Annotated in this window: 12 protein-coding genes; 1 reads left to right on the forward strand and 11 read right to left on the reverse strand. The window is 71.2% G+C overall.

What is annotated here, in order from left to right:
- Positions 1-17: 17 nt before the first annotated feature.
- From OG488_RS34100 to OG488_RS34135, 8 genes are all read right to left on the reverse strand, one after another.
- Positions 18-1,187 (reverse strand): hypothetical protein, encoded by a 1,170-nt coding sequence (locus OG488_RS34100; RefSeq protein WP_329236289.1) that lies wholly within the window; start codon positions 1,185-1,187, stop codon positions 18-20.
- A gap of 119 nt (positions 1,188-1,306) precedes the next feature.
- Positions 1,307-2,341: a 2-hydroxyacid dehydrogenase gene (locus tag OG488_RS34105; protein ID WP_329236291.1), complete on the reverse strand. Its 1,035-nt coding sequence runs from the start codon at positions 2,339-2,341 to the stop codon at positions 1,307-1,309.
- Positions 2,338-2,961: a histidine phosphatase family protein gene (locus OG488_RS34110; protein ID WP_329236293.1), complete on the reverse strand. Its 624-nt coding sequence runs from the start codon at positions 2,959-2,961 to the stop codon at positions 2,338-2,340. Before OG488_RS34110 ends, OG488_RS34105 begins: the two co-directional genes overlap by 4 nt.
- Positions 2,958-4,463 carry an FGGY-family carbohydrate kinase gene (locus OG488_RS34115; RefSeq protein ID WP_329236295.1) on the reverse strand — a complete coding sequence of 502 codons (1,506 nt, stop codon included), beginning with the start codon at positions 4,461-4,463 and terminating at the stop codon, positions 2,958-2,960. The genes OG488_RS34110 and OG488_RS34115 overlap by 4 nt, the downstream gene beginning before the upstream one ends.
- A complete protein-coding gene (locus tag OG488_RS34120; protein ID WP_329236297.1) occupies positions 4,460-5,971 on the reverse strand; it encodes an FGGY-family carbohydrate kinase in 1,512 nt (503 codons plus the stop codon). The genes OG488_RS34115 and OG488_RS34120 overlap by 4 nt, the downstream gene beginning before the upstream one ends.
- 4 nt (positions 5,972-5,975) lie before the next feature.
- Entirely contained in the window at positions 5,976-7,226 is a 1,251-nt protein-coding gene (locus OG488_RS34125; protein ID WP_329236299.1) for a sugar ABC transporter permease, read from the reverse strand.
- Entirely contained in the window at positions 7,223-8,053 is an 831-nt protein-coding gene (locus OG488_RS34130) for an ATP-binding cassette domain-containing protein (protein WP_329236301.1), read from the reverse strand. Before OG488_RS34130 ends, OG488_RS34125 begins: the two co-directional genes overlap by 4 nt.
- 33 nt (positions 8,054-8,086) lie before the next feature.
- Positions 8,087-9,154: an ABC transporter substrate-binding protein gene (locus OG488_RS34135; RefSeq protein WP_329236302.1), complete on the reverse strand. Its 1,068-nt coding sequence runs from the start codon at positions 9,152-9,154 to the stop codon at positions 8,087-8,089.
- A 324-nt stretch (positions 9,155-9,478) separates the two neighbouring features.
- Between OG488_RS34135 and OG488_RS34140 the strand changes: the two genes are divergently transcribed.
- Positions 9,479-10,285, forward strand: a complete 807-nt coding sequence (locus OG488_RS34140) for a DeoR/GlpR family DNA-binding transcription regulator (RefSeq protein WP_329239204.1) — start codon at positions 9,479-9,481, stop codon at positions 10,283-10,285.
- Positions 10,286-10,380: 95 nt separating this feature from the next.
- Here OG488_RS34140 and OG488_RS34145 read toward each other — a convergent pair whose 3' ends face one another.
- The 3 genes from OG488_RS34145 to OG488_RS34155 all read right to left on the reverse strand — a co-directional run bounded on the left by OG488_RS34145 (position 10,381) and on the right by OG488_RS34155 (position 15,552).
- Positions 10,381-10,755 carry a VOC family protein gene (locus OG488_RS34145; RefSeq protein ID WP_329236304.1) on the reverse strand — a complete coding sequence of 125 codons (375 nt, stop codon included), beginning with the start codon at positions 10,753-10,755 and terminating at the stop codon, positions 10,381-10,383.
- A gap of 211 nt (positions 10,756-10,966) precedes the next feature.
- The gene (locus OG488_RS34150) at positions 10,967-13,141 is read right to left on the reverse strand and encodes a discoidin domain-containing protein (protein ID WP_329236306.1); all 2,175 of its coding nucleotides are present in this window, start codon (positions 13,139-13,141) and stop codon (positions 10,967-10,969) included.
- Between the two features lie 221 nt (positions 13,142-13,362).
- A complete protein-coding gene (locus tag OG488_RS34155; RefSeq protein WP_329236308.1) occupies positions 13,363-15,552 on the reverse strand; it encodes a discoidin domain-containing protein in 2,190 nt (729 codons plus the stop codon).
- Positions 15,553-16,494: the final 942 nt, after the last annotated feature.

A 16,494-nucleotide genomic window follows, 5' to 3' on the forward strand; every position in this document is an offset into this window, starting at 1 on the left:
AGCAGGGACCGGCGACCTCAGCCGACGGGGGCGAACGGGCCCGGGGTCCCGCCGGTCCAGCGGTGCAGACGGATCTCGCCCGCCTGCTTGACGACGCCGTCCTCCTCCACGGTGCGGGCCTCCGCCACGTAGTACCGTCCGCCGCCCAACGCGTCGAACCCGTAACTGCCCTGGAACTCCCAGCCGCGGATCCCGGTCGCCGCGTCGCGCAGACCGGCCTCGCGGAGGGTGAGGAGACGGCCGGTCTCCGGCGTGGGCTGACCCTCGATCGCGCCGCGCACCGGGCGGGCGGAACCGTCGACGGCGAAGAGGGAGTAGTTGGGGAACCCGTCCTTCCTGCCCTTGTAGACCGCCATGAACCAGTTCTCTGTGTACGGGTCGTACTGGAGGTTCTGCACGCCGTAGGTGGTGTTGCCGGTGCGGACGAAGAACTTGCCGTCGGGGCGCTCGGGGCCGCTGTGGTGCGGGGCCTCCTGGGTGAGCGGCCGCGCGTACCGGCCCCAGTCGCTGATGTCGTAGTCCAGGATCACCTGGTGGTCGTTGTCGCTCCTCCCGGTGTGGGAGTAGACGCCGTACGCGACCTTCAGTGTCTGCTCGCCGCCGCGCCTGCCGAACGCGGGGCCGAACGACACGCCGTCGATGCCGCTGCATCCGTACCGGTGGTCGGCGGTGTCGGCGGTGTCGCCGTCGAAGACGCCGTCGCCGTCCATGTCCGCGGTGAAGTCCGCGGCCACCTCGTCGAGATGGACCGCCGTCATCACGCCGTCCCGCTCGGCGTCCATCCCTACCCGGTCGATCCCGCGGGCGTCGAAGACCGCGATGTAGAACGATTCCGCCGCCTTGTACTCGAGTGATCCGTAGACCCTGCCGTCCCGTTCGTCGACGTCGATGTCGCCGAGATGGCCGGTGAGGCCCTCGACCGTCCCGACGACCGTGCCGCGGAGGTCGGTCTTGACCAGCTTCTGGGTGAACGACCAGTAGACGAATCCGCGTCGGCGGTCCACGGTGACGCCCTGCAGATGACTGGTCGGCCAGGCGCCGCCGTAGACCGAGGACGGCAGGCCGGGTATTCCGCCGCCGGAGTGACTGTCGGCGGCGGCGCCGGGGGAGGGGACGGCCAGGAGGAGGACCGGGACACCGATCCCGGCGGCCAGAACGGTACGGAACATCCGGAGCTTGCCTCGCACGCGGTTTCCTTTCCACGAGATCGTGAGCCGTGTCCCACCGGAGCGCCCCCCTGTGTCGCGGGGCGCGCGGGCGGCGTACGGGTGGTGCCCGGGGCCGGGAGAACTCCGTCGTGTGCCGGTCAGCGCCGGGTCCGCAGCACCTCCGGGTTCGCGCAGTGGGCCGGTGCGCCACCGGCCAGGAAGCGGGCGACCTCGCCGGCCACGAGGGCGGACGCGTTGTGGGCGGTCTGCTTGCTGGCGCCGGCCAGATGCGGGGTCATGACGACGCCGGGCGTACGCGGCAGCCGGGATCCGGCCGGGAGCGGCTCCTCGGGGAAGACGTCGAAGGCGGCGCCGAAGAGCCTGCCTTCGTCCAGGGCGTCGCAGACGGCGTCGTAGTCGACCAGGGAACCGCGGGCACAGTTGACGAGTACGCCGCCGGGAGGCATGAGCCCGATCAGCTCGCGGGAGAGCAGCCCCGCGGTCTCCGGGGTGGCGCGGGCGTGCACGGTGACGAAGGAGGAGCGGCGCATCAGTTCGGGGAGGTCCACCCGGACGGCAGGGGCCGTGTCGGCCTCTCCCAGGTACGGGTCGGCGACCAGGACACGGGCACCGAAACCCTGGACGATGCGGGCCACCCGGGAGCCGATGGCGCCGTACCCCACGATGCCGACCGTGCTGCCCTCGAGCTCGGGACCGACGCTGTCGTAGCGGTAGTAGTCGCCCCGCCAGACGCCCTCGGTCAGGTCGTGGTGGGTGGCGGGGACCCGCCGGGTGGCGGCCAGCATCAGGGCCACCGTGTGCTCGGCGGTGGCGGTGGCGTTGCGGCCGGGAGCGAAGGTGACCGCGACACCGTGCCGGGTGGCCGCCGCGAGATTCGCGTTGACGGGGCCTCCCCGGCCGACGCAGAACAGGCGGAGCCCGGGGCTCGCTTCCAGGATCCGTTCCGTCAGCGGCGCCATCTGCGTCACGCAGATGTCCACACCGTCGAGGGCCTCGATCAGCTGGTCCTCGGTGCCGGAGGCCTCGTGGACCTCGGCCACCGCGCCGAAGGGCTCGACGGGCCAGGGAAGGGTGAGTTCCCGGAAGGCGGCCTCGGGTGCGACCGGCCGGAGGCGGTCGGTGAGCAGCGAGGTGCGGACGAAGTGGTCGCCGGCCGCGAGGATCGTGGTCACTCGGGTACTCCTGGGGTCACGTGCTGGTTCAGCGCCAGCAGCGAGGGTGTGCCGTCGCGGAGGATCAGTTCGGTCAGCGCGCAGTTGGCCAGGCGGGGGAAGACACGGCGGTAGTCCCGCGGCGGGATCCCCAGGAGCCGGCAGAGCGCGAGCCGGATGGCGGTGGAGTGGGCCACGACGAGCACGCGGCCCTCCGGGTGACCGGTCCGCAGACCGGCGAGGAAACCGGTGTAGCGCTCGCCGGCGGCGACGGGGTCCTCGCCCTCCGGGAAGTGGTTCCCGACCGGGTCGGCCTCGAAGGCCTTCAGCGCGCCGGGCAGGCGCTCCCGCAGCTCGGCGCGGGTCAGCCCCTCGGCGACGCCGAAATTCAGTTCGCGCAGCCGTGGTTCGAGGATCAGTGGCAGACCGGCGCGGTCCGCGCACCCCTCCGCGGTCTCCCGGCAGCGTCGCATCGGGGACGACCACACCGCCGTGAGGTCCGCACCACCCGCCCACATGGCGAGCCCGGACGCCTGGGCGCGGCCGTGCGGGGAGAGCGCGATGTCGGTGACCCCGGCGTAGCGGTTCTCCTCGTGCCAGACGCTCTCCCCGTGCCGGACGAGGAAGACATGGACGCTCATGGTGCGGTCCTTTCTCGTGCGTGGTCCGCGACGGTCCCGGGCAGCCAGCCACGCCCGACCAGCAGGCCGAGCAGCCGGGCGTAGCCCTCGTCGTGCGCGGACCGGTGCGTGGACCGCGGCTCCAGGACCCGGTCCACCCGCACCATCGCGGCGGCGGCACGGTCCAGCGAGGCCCCGGTGGCGCCGTGCTCCCCGCAGGCGGAGGCGGCGAGTACGGCCATGCCGAGCGCGGGCCCGCCATGGCGGGGCAGCGACACGGGACGCCGCAGCACATCGGCGCGGAGCTGGTTCCACACCGGGTTGCGGGTCGCGCCGCCGGTGAGGACGACGGCCCCGTCGACGGGGGCGCCGAGCAGGTCCACGTAGTCGAAGCAGAGGCGTTCGACGTACGCGACCCCCTGCATCAGCGCGGCGAAGTCCTCGGTGCGGCCCGCCGGTCCACGGCTGGTGAACGCGACCGCGTCCGGGGCGACGAAGGGGAACCGCTCCCCGGGAGAGACCAGCGGATAGCGCAGCAGGCCGGTGGGCAGCAAGGGCTCCGCCGCATCGGTCAGCCGGTCCAGGTCGGCACCGGCGAACTCCCGGGCCACCAGGCCCGCACCCGTGCTGGACGCACCGCCGGGCAGCCAGTGGCCGGAAGGGGAGCGGTGGGAGTAGACGACGCCGTTCGGGTCGCGCAGCAGGTCCTCGGTGACCCCCTTGAGGACGAGCGTCGTGCCCAGCACCGAGTTCCAGCTGCCGACCGCGGTCGCCCCGGAGCCCAGCTGGGCCGCACAGCCGTCGGTCGTCCCGGCGACCACGGGAATGCCGGGGACGAGCCCGCACTCGGCCGCGGCACCGGCGCAGACCTCGCCGATCACGGTGCCGGGCAGCACCAGGCCGGGCAGGACGCCGGCGGGGATCCCCAGCGCGGCGAAGACCTTCTCGGGCCAGGTCACCGTCGCGGCGTCTGCTCCGGACTTGAGGGCGTTGCCGGTGTCCGTGGGCACGTCGTGTCCGACGAGCCTGCGGTTGATCACGTCGCTCTGGTGGGCGAGGCGCCAGCCGTCCGCCACCGCGTGCGGGTACCTGTCGAGCAGCCGGCAGAGCTTGGGAAGCCCCCAGGAGCGCTGCATCCGGCGGTAGCCCGCCTTGGCCCACTGGTGTGCGCCGAGCGCGTTGACCTGCTCCGTCTCCACCGTCGCGCGGCCGTCGTCGTACATGAGACCGGGGGTGACGCACCTGCCGTGCCGGTCGGTCAGGGTGACGGTTCCGGAGGTCGCGTCGACGGCCAGCGCCCGGATGCGCCGCGGGTCGGCGCCCGCCGCGCAGGTCTGCCCGACGGCCGAGCAGACCGCACGCCACCACTGTTCCGGGTCCTGCTCATGGCGTTCGCCCCGCCGGTGACTGGTCAGCGGCGACGATCCCGTGCCGAGCACCCGGCCGTCCGACGCCACGGCGACCGCGCGCACCCCCTGCGTGCCCAGGTCGACGCCGAGCCAGATGTCCGGGCCGCCGGTCACGCGCCGGCTCCTTCGGCGAGGCCCGCCCCGCCGCGGCCGAGCGCCCAGATCGGCCGGTGCAGCTCCCGCAGCCGCAGGAACTCCGCATAGCGGTCGCCCACCGCCCCGCCCTTGGCGGCGTCCGGCTCGCAGGTGACCGAGATCCGCACATGCCGTGCCGCCGCGGTGGCGAAGTCCGGTTCGCGGCCGGTCGCGACCATGCCGGTCAGCCAGGCGCCGCGCGCCCCGGTCTCCGTGTCGGCGGGGATCGCCACCGGCAGGCCGGCGACATCCGCGATCAGCTGGGTCCAGTACGCGCTTCTGGCACCGCCGCCGCTGAGGGTCAGAAGCTCCGGGGTGGCCGCGGAGGCGGCGAGGCAGTCGCGGATCGCCATGGTGACACCTTCCACCACCGCGCGGGCCACGTCCTCCCGGCCGCTGTCCAGGGAGAGGCCGGACAGGGAACCGCGGGCTGCCGGGTCGTAGAACGGGGCACGTTCCCCCGCCGAGGAGACGTAGGGGAGGAACCGCACACCGGCCGTGTTCTCGGCGCCGCGCTCGGCCAGCGCCATCAGGTCGGTGGCCGAGGCGAGCCCGAGGAGCCGTGCGCCCCAGTGCAGCATGTCGCCGCCGCTCATGGTGGGGAAGGCGCGCAGATAGTGCCCGGGGACGCCCAGGGCGACGGTGATGCCCACCGGTTCGTCGGTGAGCACACAGCCGGCGGAGTCGGTGACGATCTCGGTGGACAGGGTGGTGCCGAGCACGGTGCAGGCGCGGCCGGCGACGACCGCGCCGGAGCCGATGGCGGTGGCGCAGATGTCGTAGGGCGCCAGCACCACCGGGATGCCGGCGGGCAGTCCCGTCCCGACGGCGGCGGTGGTGCTGAGCGCGGTCACCCGGTGGTCGTCGTCCCGGAGCGGGGGCAGCAGGTCCCGGGCCCACTCCAGGCCGTACAGCTCGAACAGCTTCTCGGACCACGAGCGCCGCCCGAGGTCCAGGAACGGTGCCGACGCCTCGGACTCGTCCACGGCCGCCTCCCCGGTGAGCTTCAGGAAGAGCCAGCCGCCGCAGGTCAGCAGGGAGCGGGAGCGGCGCGTCCGCTCCGGATCGTGCTCCCGCAACCAGGCGAGCACGGCGTTGGGCATGCCGGTGGACAGGCGGGAGCCGCAGATCCTGAAGGCCTGTTCCAGGGTGCCGTCGCGCTCCCACCCGGTGACCACGTCGGTGGCCCGTCCGTCGTTCCACAGCACCGCGGGCCCGGTGGGGTGGCCCCGCCCGTCGACGAGCCATGCTCCGTCGCCCTGCCCGGTGACGGCGACCAGCTCCGGCGGCTCGGGCAGCGCGGCCGCGACCTCCCTGACGGCCGAGGCGACGGCCTCCCAGACCTCGTCCATGTCCTGTTCCGCGTGGCCCGGACGGGGCCGCAGCACCCGGGTCGGACGGTGGCTCACCGTCAGTTCCGTTCCGTCGGAGCCGTATCCGACGACCTTGACCGTGGTGGTGCCGGCGTCGATGGCCAGCGATGTCATGCCCTCAGCCCCTTCCGTGCGCCTGCCGCGAGCGGCGGGCGGCGGAGTCCAGGGCGACGGCGACCAGCAGCACGCAGCCCGTGATGACGAAGCGGTACGCGGAGTCGAGATTGAGCAGGGTGAGCCCGCTGGAGATCGACTGGATGACGAGGACACCGAGCAGGGCGGCGAAGGCGGACCCGCGGCCACCGAAGAGGCTGGTCCCGCCGATCACCGCCGCGGCGATGGCGTTCAGGTTCACGTCGGCCGTACCGGTGCTCTGATTCGCCGCCGCGAGCCGGGCGGCTGCCAGGACGCCGCCCGTCGCGGCGAGCGTGGAGCACATGACGAATGCCGCGGTGTACACGGCGCGTACGTCGATACCGGCCCTGCGGGCAGCCTCCGCGTTGCCGCCCACCGCGTACAGGGACCGGCCGAACCCGGTCCGGGCGAGGACGTAGTGCAGGATCAGGACCAGGGCGACGAAGAGCACGAACATCCACGGCACCCCGCGGGTGCGGTTCAGGTAGTACACCGCGAACAGCAGCGCCGCCGCCGGCGCGAGGGAACGCACGGCCAGCCACCGCGGCGAGACGGACGACAGACCGGCTCGGCGGCGACTGCGGGCACGGACCAGACCGAGGGCGAGGAACCCGCCGGCCGCCAGGAGCGCGCAGACGTAGGCCACCGCCTCGGGGACGAACCACACCTGGGCGAACCTCACCAGGCCGGAGTCGTACGGCAGGTTGATCGCGTTCTCGCCACGCAGGAGCCAGAGCTGGGCGCCGAGGAAGGCCAGCAGGCCGCCCAGGGTGGCGACGAAGCTGGGCACCCCGAAACGGTTGAGCGCCTGCCCGTAGAGCCAGCCGATCAGCGCGCCGACACCCGCCGCCATCAGGATCGCCAGCCACACCGACTGCTCGTGACGGACCATCACCACGCCCGTGGTCGCAGCGGCGACACCGCTCACGGAGCCGACCGACAGGTCGATCTGGCCGACCAGCAGGACGCACACGATGCCCAGCGCGATCACCCCCAGGGGCACCATGTCGAACGCCAGGTTCACCAGGTTGGTGCTGGACAGGAAGGTCCGGTTGAGCGACTGGAAGATCGTCCAGATCACCACGACACCGGCGACGACCGGCAGCATGCCCACGTCGCCGGCCCGGGCCCGGCGGACCGTGCCGCGGAGGCTGTCGCGGAAACCGTGCCGCGCCGCCGGGGGCTCGTCCGGCGGGTCGGTGGCCGCCGCCACCGGAGAACCGAGAGAGGTCACGGCTGTCCCTCCTCCTGTCGAGAGGTGGCCGCGCGGCGCGCGGCACGCTGCGAAACGGCGTTGTCGGCCGCCCCGGTGATGGCGGCGACGACTTCCTCGGACGAGACCTCCCGGGCGTCGAACACGCCGTTGTTCCGGCCGAGTCTGAGCACGGCGACCCGGTCGGCCACCGCTCGGACGTCCTCCATGTTGTGGCTGATCATGACGGTGCCGAGCCCGTTGCCCTTGAGCCGCTCGATGAGGTTGAGCACCTCGGCGGTCTGCGCGACGCCGAGGGCGGCCGTCGGTTCGTCCAGCAGCACGACCTCCGGCCGGCCGAGCAGCGCACGGGCGATCGCCACCGTCTGCCGCTGCCCGCCGGAGAGAGCGGCCACGGGGACGTCGAGCGCGGGAATCCTGGCCCCCAGCTCACGCAGCAGCTCCCAGGACCGCCTCTCCATGGAGACGTCGTCCAGCATCCAGGGCCGGAGCTCCTGACCGAGGAAGAGATTCGCCTTCACGTCGAGGTTCTCGCACAGCGCCAGGTCCTGGTAGACCGTCGCGATGCCCCGCGCGTGCGCGGCGCCCGGGGAGTCGAACCTGACCTCCTCGCCCTGGAAAAAGATCGTCCCCGCGTCGGGGGCGTGGACCCCGGAGAGGATCTTCACGAGCGTGGACTTCCCCGCGCCGTTGTCCCCCACCACGGCGACCACCTCACCGGCCGCGACATCGAGGTCGACCCCGCTGAGCGCGGCGACGGCACCGAACTGCTTGCTCACACCCCTCAGCGACAGCACGACGGATCCGTCGGTTCGAGGAGACGTGGCGGGGACCGCGGGGCCGGTCATGGGTGTCCTCTCTCGCTCGGGCACGGGACGCCGCTACCGGATGCCCAGCCGTCGGCAGCCGTCGGCGTACACACGGGTGCAGACGTCTTCGGCCTCGAGCACCCCGTCGGGGCCGAAGACCACGTCCTTGAGGTTCTCCCGGGTCACCACCGTCGGTTCGAACAGCTGCGAGGGCGTGTCGAAGAGGGTCGTGTCCGCCTTCGGTTTCTCCCCCTTCATCAGCTGGTGGGCGGCCTCCGCCGCCGCCTCGGCGACCGTCTTGATGGGCTTGGAGATGGTGTTGTACTGGTCGCCCGACACGATGCGCTGGATCGCCGCCAGCTCGGCGTCGTTTCCGGTGACCGGCGGGACCTTCACCTCGGAGCCCTTGAAGGCCGCGATCGCCCCGCCGCCCGTGCCGTCGTTGGCGGCCACCACGCCCACGATGTGCCCGGAGTGCTGCGCGATCTGCCCGTTCACCCACTGCTGCGCCTTCTCCGGCGACCAGTCCGGGGTGTCGTACTCGGCGAGCAGGTCGAACCCGCTGCCGTCGACGGCCTTGTGGATGCCCTTCTTGATCAGCCCGGCGGCGGCGTCGGTCGGAGAGCCGTTGACCTGGAGCAGTCCGCCCTTCGCTCCTGTCTTCTCGAGGTGGCCGACCAATGACCGGCCGATGGATTCGCCGATCGCCTCGTTGTCGAACGAGATGTAGAAATCCGCCGGCTTGTCGGACACCGGGCGGTCATAGGCGATCACCTTGACGCCCTGGGAATGCGCCGCCTGCACGATGGTGGACGCCGAATCGGAGTCGACCGGATCCAGCACGATCACCTTGGCGCCCTGTGCCATGGCGGAGTTGGCCTGCTGTTGTTGCAACGCGGCGTCGCTGTCGGCGTTCTGGTAGATGACGTCGCACTCCTGGCAGAGCGCACCCATGCGCTTCCTGAAGAGCGGGGCGTCGTACCGCTCGTACCGGGTGGAGGCGAGGTCGGGCATCAGGAACGCGACCTTGCCTACGCCGCCGCCGTTGTCGGAACCTGTCGTGCCGGGTTCCTCCGCGCACGAGACGAGGGTGCCCAGAGCGAGGATTCCGAGGAGTGCACGACGTGCCGTTCTTCTCATGTTCCACTCCTTGCTCATGGGCACTGAAGGCAACGCTCAGGAAACTCAGATGTTTCGTTTGTGTCAACGGACCGCAGTAATTGAACAATTGCTGTAGCGCTTCCCCAGCCTTCGATGTTCGTTCGGCGCGCGCTCCGTGACACGGGACGAGGAGGGCGGCCGTCCGTCATCGTCGCGGAGGACGGCGGCAGAGGGCGCGGCCGCGCGGGCGGCCTCACCGGAAGGAGTGACGAACGAGGTAAACGGGGTCAGGTCCGGGGATGTTCACTTCACAGAAAATGAACAGGAGTCTTCGTGGGAGCAGAGGACCGGCAGCCGGCCGACATGAGCGCGCGGAAGCCCCGCGAACGCAGGGAACGGATCAAGGGCCGCGTCGTGGACAGGGGGTTCGTCCGGATCGAGCAGCTGGCCGACGAGCTGGGCGTGACGACCATGACCATCCGCCGGGACCTCGACTACCTGCAGGACAGGGGCTGGCTGAGAAAGGTCCGCGGGGGCGCGACGGCTCAGCCGTCGACCGCCTTCCACGGCGACGTCCGGCACCGTGCCCGCGCCATGACGGCGGAGAAGGAAGCCATCGCCCGCGCCGCTCTGCGCCTCGTCAGGCCCGGGCAGGCAGTCGTCATCGACGACAGCACGACGGCTCTGGCGCTCACACGCCTCCTGGACCGGCACGCCCCGTTGACCGTCATCACCAACTTCGGCCCCGTCACCCAGACACTGGCCGGAAGTCCGGGCATCGAGCTCATCTCCCTGGGCGGGACCTACTACCCCGCCTACGACGCCTTCCTGGGCCTGCGCACCGTGGACGCCGTGACCAGCCTCAGCGCCGACACGCTCTTCGCCTCCACGACCGCCATCACCCGCGGCCACTGCTACCACCAGTCGCAGGAGACGGTGGCGGTGAAGCGGGCCCTGATGGACGCCTGCGCGCGCAAGGTCCTCCTGGTCGACCACACGAAGTTCCGCCGTCGCGGCCTCTACCAACTGGCCCCCGTGACCGCCTTCGACCTCGTCATCGTCGACTCCGGCATCCCGGCCTTCGACCTCGACGCCCTCCAGGCCGACGGCGTCGAGGTCCTCGTGGCCCGCCCGGAGCAGCCCACGGCCGCGGCCGGCAGGGGGAGGTAGTGGCCGTTGAGGCCGGACATCGCTGGTCCGGCGACGGCGACGGCGACGGCTGCGGCAACGGCACCGAGATGCGTCCGGGTGCCGGACAGGGGCGTTCAGGCGCCCGGCAGGAAGAGGCAGAACGGGTGGCCGTGAGGGTCACGGAGGACCTGTACGCCCTCTTGAGGCTGGTGCTCCTCCCGTGCCGCGCCCAGGGCACAAGCTCGCTCCGTCTCCGCGACCAGGTCGTCGACCTGCAGGTCCACGTGCGCCTGCATCTGCTGGGTGCCCGGCTTCTGAGGCCACACCGGGGGCGTGTGGTCGGCCTCCAGCTGGAAGCTGAGGCCCGGTCGTTCGTGTCCGGGAGCACGCAGCCGCACCCATTCCGGTGTCCGCTCGACTTCCTCCCAGCCCAGCAGAGCGCGGTAGAAGTCGGCCAGCGCGGGTGGATCGGGAGTACCGAGAACGAAGGAACCGAGCGTCGTCGTCATGACCCCACCTTGCCCCCGACCTCCGGCCCCACGCATCCGCACGCGCGGGGCGGACCCGGCCCGATCCGGTCGCCCCGGGCGCCTCTCGGGACGCCGTCCGCGCCGGTCTTCGGCGGAGCACCCACACAAGAGGGGCAGGGCCCGGCCGTCCCATGGTGGCGACGGTCGGGCCCTGCCCGTCATACGGCACGCTCCGACGTGATCAGCTGTATCAGCTGTAGACGCCGAACTCGTGCAGCGAGTAGCCCCAGGCCGTACCCCGGGCCTTCAGCTGGAGCCGTACGTACCGGGCGGTGGTGGCGGCATCGATGGTGTCGATGTCCCCGTTGCCCGCCGTGGTCGTGTGGACCGTGCGCCAGTTGCTGCCGTCGTCGGAGACCTGCACGTCGTAGGACTTGGCGTAGGCGGGGTCCCAGACCAGCTGGATCTTCCGGAACGCGGTCCGCGCCCCGAGGTCGACCTGGATCCACTGGGGGTCGCTCCAGTCGCTGGCCCAGCGCGTCTCCGTCTTGCCGTCCGTGGCGAGGCCGGCCGGGCACGGGCAGTCACCGTAGGAGGCCTGGAAGGAGGAGGCGGTGGCGGGCTTGTTCAGCGCGACGTTGGTGCCGTCCACGGGCGGCGCGACGACCTTCACCGACTTCGTGTCGATCCCGGCGTTGCCGCGGCCGTCCTCGGCCTGGATGTACACCTTCCACACGCCGAGCTTCTCGGGCGCGGTGACGGCGAAGGTGCCGTTGCCGGTGGACCGCCACTGGGCCTCGACGAGACCCTTGTCGCCGCTGGCGTAGTTGCCGCTCAGGAATATCTTGTACTTCACCGGGTCGCCGTCCGGGTCCCGCACGTCGGCACGGACCGTGAACTCCTTGCCCGCCGGCGCCGCGTTCGCCGGGGTGACACCCATGTTGGTGATGACGGGCGGGGTGTTGTCCCCGCTGGTCGAACCGGCGTACGCCTTCTTCACCGCGTAGTAGGACAGGCGCTTCAGGCCGTCGGGCACCAGGTTGAACCAGACGCCGCCGAAGTCGTGCTCCAGCCCGTAGTGGAAGAGCGTGGCACCGAGCGCGACCCCCTGGTGCCCCGTGACGCAGCCCCACGCCTTGGTGTAGCCCTCGGCCTTCTGCACGTCGCTGGGCTCGTCGGGTACGCCGTTGGCGTCGTCCGGGACCTCCCACTCGCCGGCCGGTCCGCCCTCGGTGATGATGTAGGGCTTGGTGTAGCCGCCCTGCTCCCAGGCGCCGCGGACGTTGCAGATGTCGCCGTAGGAGTTCATCGAGTAGAGGTCGAGGTCGGGCGCGTTGCGCTTGTAGTAGGGCCAGGCGCCGGTCCATGCGTCGGTGGAGGTGACCGGGTGGTCCGGGTCGATGGAGTGGATCTTCTTGGCCACGTCGTTGACGAAGGACGTGTACGCGTTGCGCTGGTTCTCCAGCTCGGTGCCGCTGTAGCAGTTCTGGAGGCCGAGCACCGACTCGTTGCCGACGTTCCACATCAGGACACCGGGGTGGCTCTTGTAGGTGTCGACCCACTTGGCGAACTCGGTGAGCGAGGTGCTCTTGTACGCGGTGTCGGTCACGTAGTTGACACAGCCACCGCTGCCGGGGCCACCGCCTGGCTGGAGCCAGAAGCCGCTGACGACCCGGATGCCGTTGGCGGCGGCCTCGTCGAGCAGGGGCTTGCTGGAGCCGTCGGTGCCCCAGGTCCGGATGGTGTTCACACCCATCGACTTGAGGTCCGGCATGTAGCGGGCCGCGTCCCCGACGGACGGTCCCCAGGTGAGTCCCTTGACCTGGTAGGGCTTGCCGCCGACGGTGAGCTGCCAGTTGCCCTGTGAGCCGGTCACGGCGACCTTGCCCCCGTTGGCGGGCGGCGGGCCGTCACCGTCGCCGTAGACCTGGAACTCCCACAGCGAGTAGCCGTACCCACCGGGGCGGGCCGTACCGAGCATCCGGACGTAGCGGCCCGCGCCGGACACGGCGACGTCGTCGGTGCCGCCGTCACTTCCGGCGACGGTCTTCAGGGCACGCCAGTCGGTGCCGTTGTCGGAGACCTGGAGTTCGTAGTTCTTGGCGTGCGCCGCTTCCCAGGTGAGCACGACACGGCTCACGTTCTGTTTGCTGCCGAGGTCGACCTGGATCCACTGGGGGTCGCTCCACTGGCTGGCCCAGCGGGTCCCGGTGAGGTTGCCGTCCACCGCTGCGGACGCCCCGAACGCCTCGCCCTCCTGGGACGAGGCCGTGGCGGGTCTCCCCTGGGACAGCAGGGTCTCCGCGGCCTGGGCGGCCGGGGAGGCGGTGAGGGTGAGTGACGACGCGATCAGCGCGCCGAGGGCGAGGAGGGGCACGCCGACGCGGCGCCGTGCCGGTGTCGGGTGGGGGAGGAGTGGTGACATATCTGCTCCTGGCAGGTTCGGGTTCCGGGCGGCGGGACATGTGCGGGAGTTCCTGGAGCCGTCCGGCGTGTGGGGAGGGCGGCCCGTCCGTTCGACGGAGCGGGGCGTCCCTGTACTCGCGTGCGTTGCGGTGCGGCACCTCCGGGCGGGGGCGCGGGGCTGGAACCCCGCCCGGAGGGCGTTGCTCCCGGTCCGGCCCGACGGGCCGGACCGGAGGATCATCAGGGGTAGGACACCACGGTCGACGGGACCGTCGAGGTGCCCGAGGTGGGCGACCCCGTGTCGTTGATGACGTGGTCGTAGTGGCCGTTGCCGCCGAGGGAGACCACCAGCAGACTGTGGAACCTGACCCCGGGCTTCACCGGTGCCTTGAAGCCGTGGTCCTGACGGATCGTGGGGTCGACGTCGTAGTTCGAGTAGCTGCCCATGCCCCAGCCCTCGTGGACGTCCACGGAGTCGTCGACGCGGTAGGCGGCGTACCCCTTGGTGGTGCCGTTCTGGATGGCGGCCTGGTCGGGGGCGTCGTACGCCTTCTCGTTCTGGTAGAAGATCGTCCTGCCCCGCTCGCCGTACCACTCGACGTCGTACTTGTTGAAGTGCTCGACGAACAGGCCGGTCGCCAGTACGTCGTCGCCGTTGACCCGCACGCCGTAGTCGGCGCGGTTGGTCTCCCAGCCGACGCCCTCGCCGTGGTCGGCGCGCCACACCCAGGTGTGGTCGATGATCACGTCGTCGCTGTTGACGAGGATGCTGGTCGTCGCCTTGCCGGGGCCGGCGCCGCCGACGCGGACGTAGACGTCCTGGACGGTGGTGGGGTTCGCGGCGTGGTCGGCGGAGGCGCCCTGGCCGCCGATCTCCAGCAGGGTCGGGGAGTTGACCGGCCCGGCGTCGATGAGGAAGCCGGCGAGCTTCACCCCGTCGACGTCGGCGACCTTCATGGCGGTCACGCCGTTGTCGGGGATGATCGTGGCGAGACCGAGACCCAGGACGACGGTGTCGGCCCGCTTCACGTCGATGGTCCGGTCGACGTGGTAGATGCCTGGGGTGAAGAGCAGGTTCAACCCCTGCTCCAGGGCCGCGTTGATCGTCGTGGCGGTGGCCCCGGGCTTGACGACGTAGAACTTGCTGAGCGGGATGGACGTGCCCTGCGGGGTGCCGTCGGCCCAGGTGGTGCCGCGTGCGTTCGTCCGCTTGGCCGGCGCGAAGACCTTGAACTCGTTGCCGTCCATGTAGAGGAAGGGCTTCTCACGCGAGACGGGAGTCGTGTCGAGCGTGGTGTACCGGGGTTCCGGGAAGCTGTTCGCGGGAGCCCCTTCGACGCCCGAGAAGGTCATGTTCCACACGCCGTTGGTCCAGCCGCCGATGGTGCTGTCGCGGGTGTACCACTGCTGCTGGGAGTACGGGCCGACCTGGCCGTCGATCTTGCTGTCGGCGATGTAGCCGCCGCTGGCCCAGCCGTAGCCGTTCGGGGCGAGGTTCAGCGCGCCCTTGACGTGCATCCTGCGGAAGGAGGCCGCCTGGGAGACCGCCCAGCGGTTGGTGCCGCTGACCGGGTTCAGCGCGAGGTTCTCGGCCGAACGCCAGAAGTTCTGGGTGGCGTTGCCGTTGAACCAGCCCGCGTCGACGGTGACGTCACCATTGAAGGTGGTGTCGTCCGGCTTCAGGCCGAGGCCGGCGATCTGGGTGTAGAAGCCGATCTGCGCGTTGATGTGGTCGTACGTGCCCGGCTTGAAGAAGAAGGCGTGCCGGCCGCTGCCGAACTGCGCCGACTCCTGCTGGGCGAAGACCTGGTCCAGCTCGGCCTGGATGCCGGGTGTGGACGGGTCGAAGACGTGCACGTTCGGTCCGAGGTCGCCACCACCGGGGATGACGGGGCCGGTGCCGCCGTCCGTGCTGCCGAAGACCTTGAACTCCCAGAGCGAGTAGCCGTATCCGGTGGCTCGCGCGGTCCCGAGCATGCGGACGTAGCGTGCGGTCCCCGAGACGTCGACCGTCTCGGCTCCACCGGAACCGGTGGTCGTCGAGTAGGCGGTCGACCAGTCGGTGCCGTTGGACGACAGCTCGATGCGGTAGGTCTTCGCGTAAGCGGCCTCCCAGCTCAGCTCGACCCGGTCGAGGGCGGCGGGGGTGCCGAGGTCCACGCTCAGCCACTGGGGGTCGGATGCGGCGCTCGACCAGCGGGTGCCGGGATCACCGTCGACCGCGCTGCCGGCCGACGTGCCGTAGTGCTCCTGGCTGGAGGCTGTCGCCTGCTTCCCCTGGGAGAGCAGCACGGGCGCCGCCTCTGCGTCGGTGGCAGGTGTCAGGGCGAGCAGCGCGGCAGCCAGTGCGGTGACCACCGCTCCGACGAGTCCCTTGCGGGCAGCTCTGGGCGGCGGTGCCGCTGTGAGGGGTATGCCAACTGCGGGCATAGGGTGGCTCCTTGAGAAACGGACCGACGGGAGAGCGCTCTCCGAAACCTTGGCCCGGCCCACTCGCCCGGTCAAGAACCGTGCACGACTTATCTTTCATCTTTTATTAAGGGTCGATTTTTGTGTGACGGTCTGTCGGCTCCGGCCGCGGTGATCGACCGGTCGGTCGGAGGCGAGAGGCGGGCACCGGCGTAGGGCGGGTGGACACGGGAGCCCGGCGGCCGCATCCCTACGCCGCCCCTTCCGTGACGCGACCGGAAGACAGGGGTGAGAAGCCGGCTTTCGTACCCAGGACGGCGCGATCGAGTACCTGACACGCGAGTACGCGGAGAAGAGGACCACCGCGCGGTCCGTCGCGGAAGCCCGCCGCGAGCGGGGTCGGCACCGCACGGCGGGAGAGTTCCGAGAGGTGCCGCCGGCCTCTCGGTACGTGAGGCCGTCGAGCGACACGGGAGGAGGTACGGCTCGACACGAGAGGGCCACGTGCTGCGCGGTTCCAGCAACTACCGCACGGAGCCGATGGAGAGCCGGCGGATTCGAAGTCCCTTCGAGGGGCTTCCCGCGGTCGACGGACTCGGCATGCACGGCTTCCGGCGCACCTTTGCGTCCAGCGCCCACGGCCGGGCATTCCGGTCACGGACATGGCCGAGTGGACGGGCCACAAGCCGATCGAGGCGACGTGCCGCAGGTGCCGCAGGTGCGGCTCGGGCAGGAGCGGGCGGCCCACGGCGGGGAGGCTTCACATGTCCGTGGGTGAAGGAGTGCGGGAACAACCTCGTCATGGAGGGAGCCGCGCCGGAGAACAGGCGGCCCATCGCACCGTGGCGGCGCAGGCGGTCGTGAACGGTCCGGCCGGTGTCGTCGTCACGCCGGCCGGCGACGTAGGAGGACGTTGCGCTCTTCGACGGCAGGTACGCCCACCGGCAGCCGGTGCGGTCCTGG

The organism is Streptomyces sp. NBC_01460 (genome assembly GCF_036227405.1).
Lineage (GTDB): Bacteria > Actinomycetota > Actinomycetes > Streptomycetales > Streptomycetaceae > Streptomyces.

What these genes read in the sequence shown, in the direction of transcription:
- OG488_RS34110 (WP_329236293.1), bottom strand. Translation starts at nt 2,961, where the DNA reads ATGAGCGTCCATGTCTTCCTCGTCCGGCACGGGGAGAGCGTCTGGCAC.
- OG488_RS34120 (WP_329236297.1), bottom strand. Translation starts at nt 5,971, where the DNA reads ATGACATCGCTGGCCATCGACGCCGGCACCACCACGGTCAAGGTCGTC.
- OG488_RS34130 (WP_329236301.1), bottom strand. Translation starts at nt 8,053, where the DNA reads ATGACCGGCCCCGCGGTCCCCGCCACGTCTCCTCGAACCGACGGATCC.
- OG488_RS34135 (WP_329236302.1), bottom strand. Translation starts at nt 9,154, where the DNA reads ATGAGAAGAACGGCACGTCGTGCACTCCTCGGAATCCTCGCTCTGGGC.
- OG488_RS34140 (WP_329239204.1), top strand. Translation starts at nt 9,479, where the DNA reads ATGAGCGCGCGGAAGCCCCGCGAACGCAGGGAACGGATCAAGGGCCGC.
- OG488_RS34145 (WP_329236304.1), bottom strand. Translation starts at nt 10,755, where the DNA reads ATGACGACGACGCTCGGTTCCTTCGTTCTCGGTACTCCCGATCCACCC.
- OG488_RS34150 (WP_329236306.1), bottom strand. Translation starts at nt 13,141, where the DNA reads ATGTCACCACTCCTCCCCCACCCGACACCGGCACGGCGCCGCGTCGGC.
- OG488_RS34155 (WP_329236308.1), bottom strand. Translation starts at nt 15,552, where the DNA reads ATGCCCGCAGTTGGCATACCCCTCACAGCGGCACCGCCGCCCAGAGCT.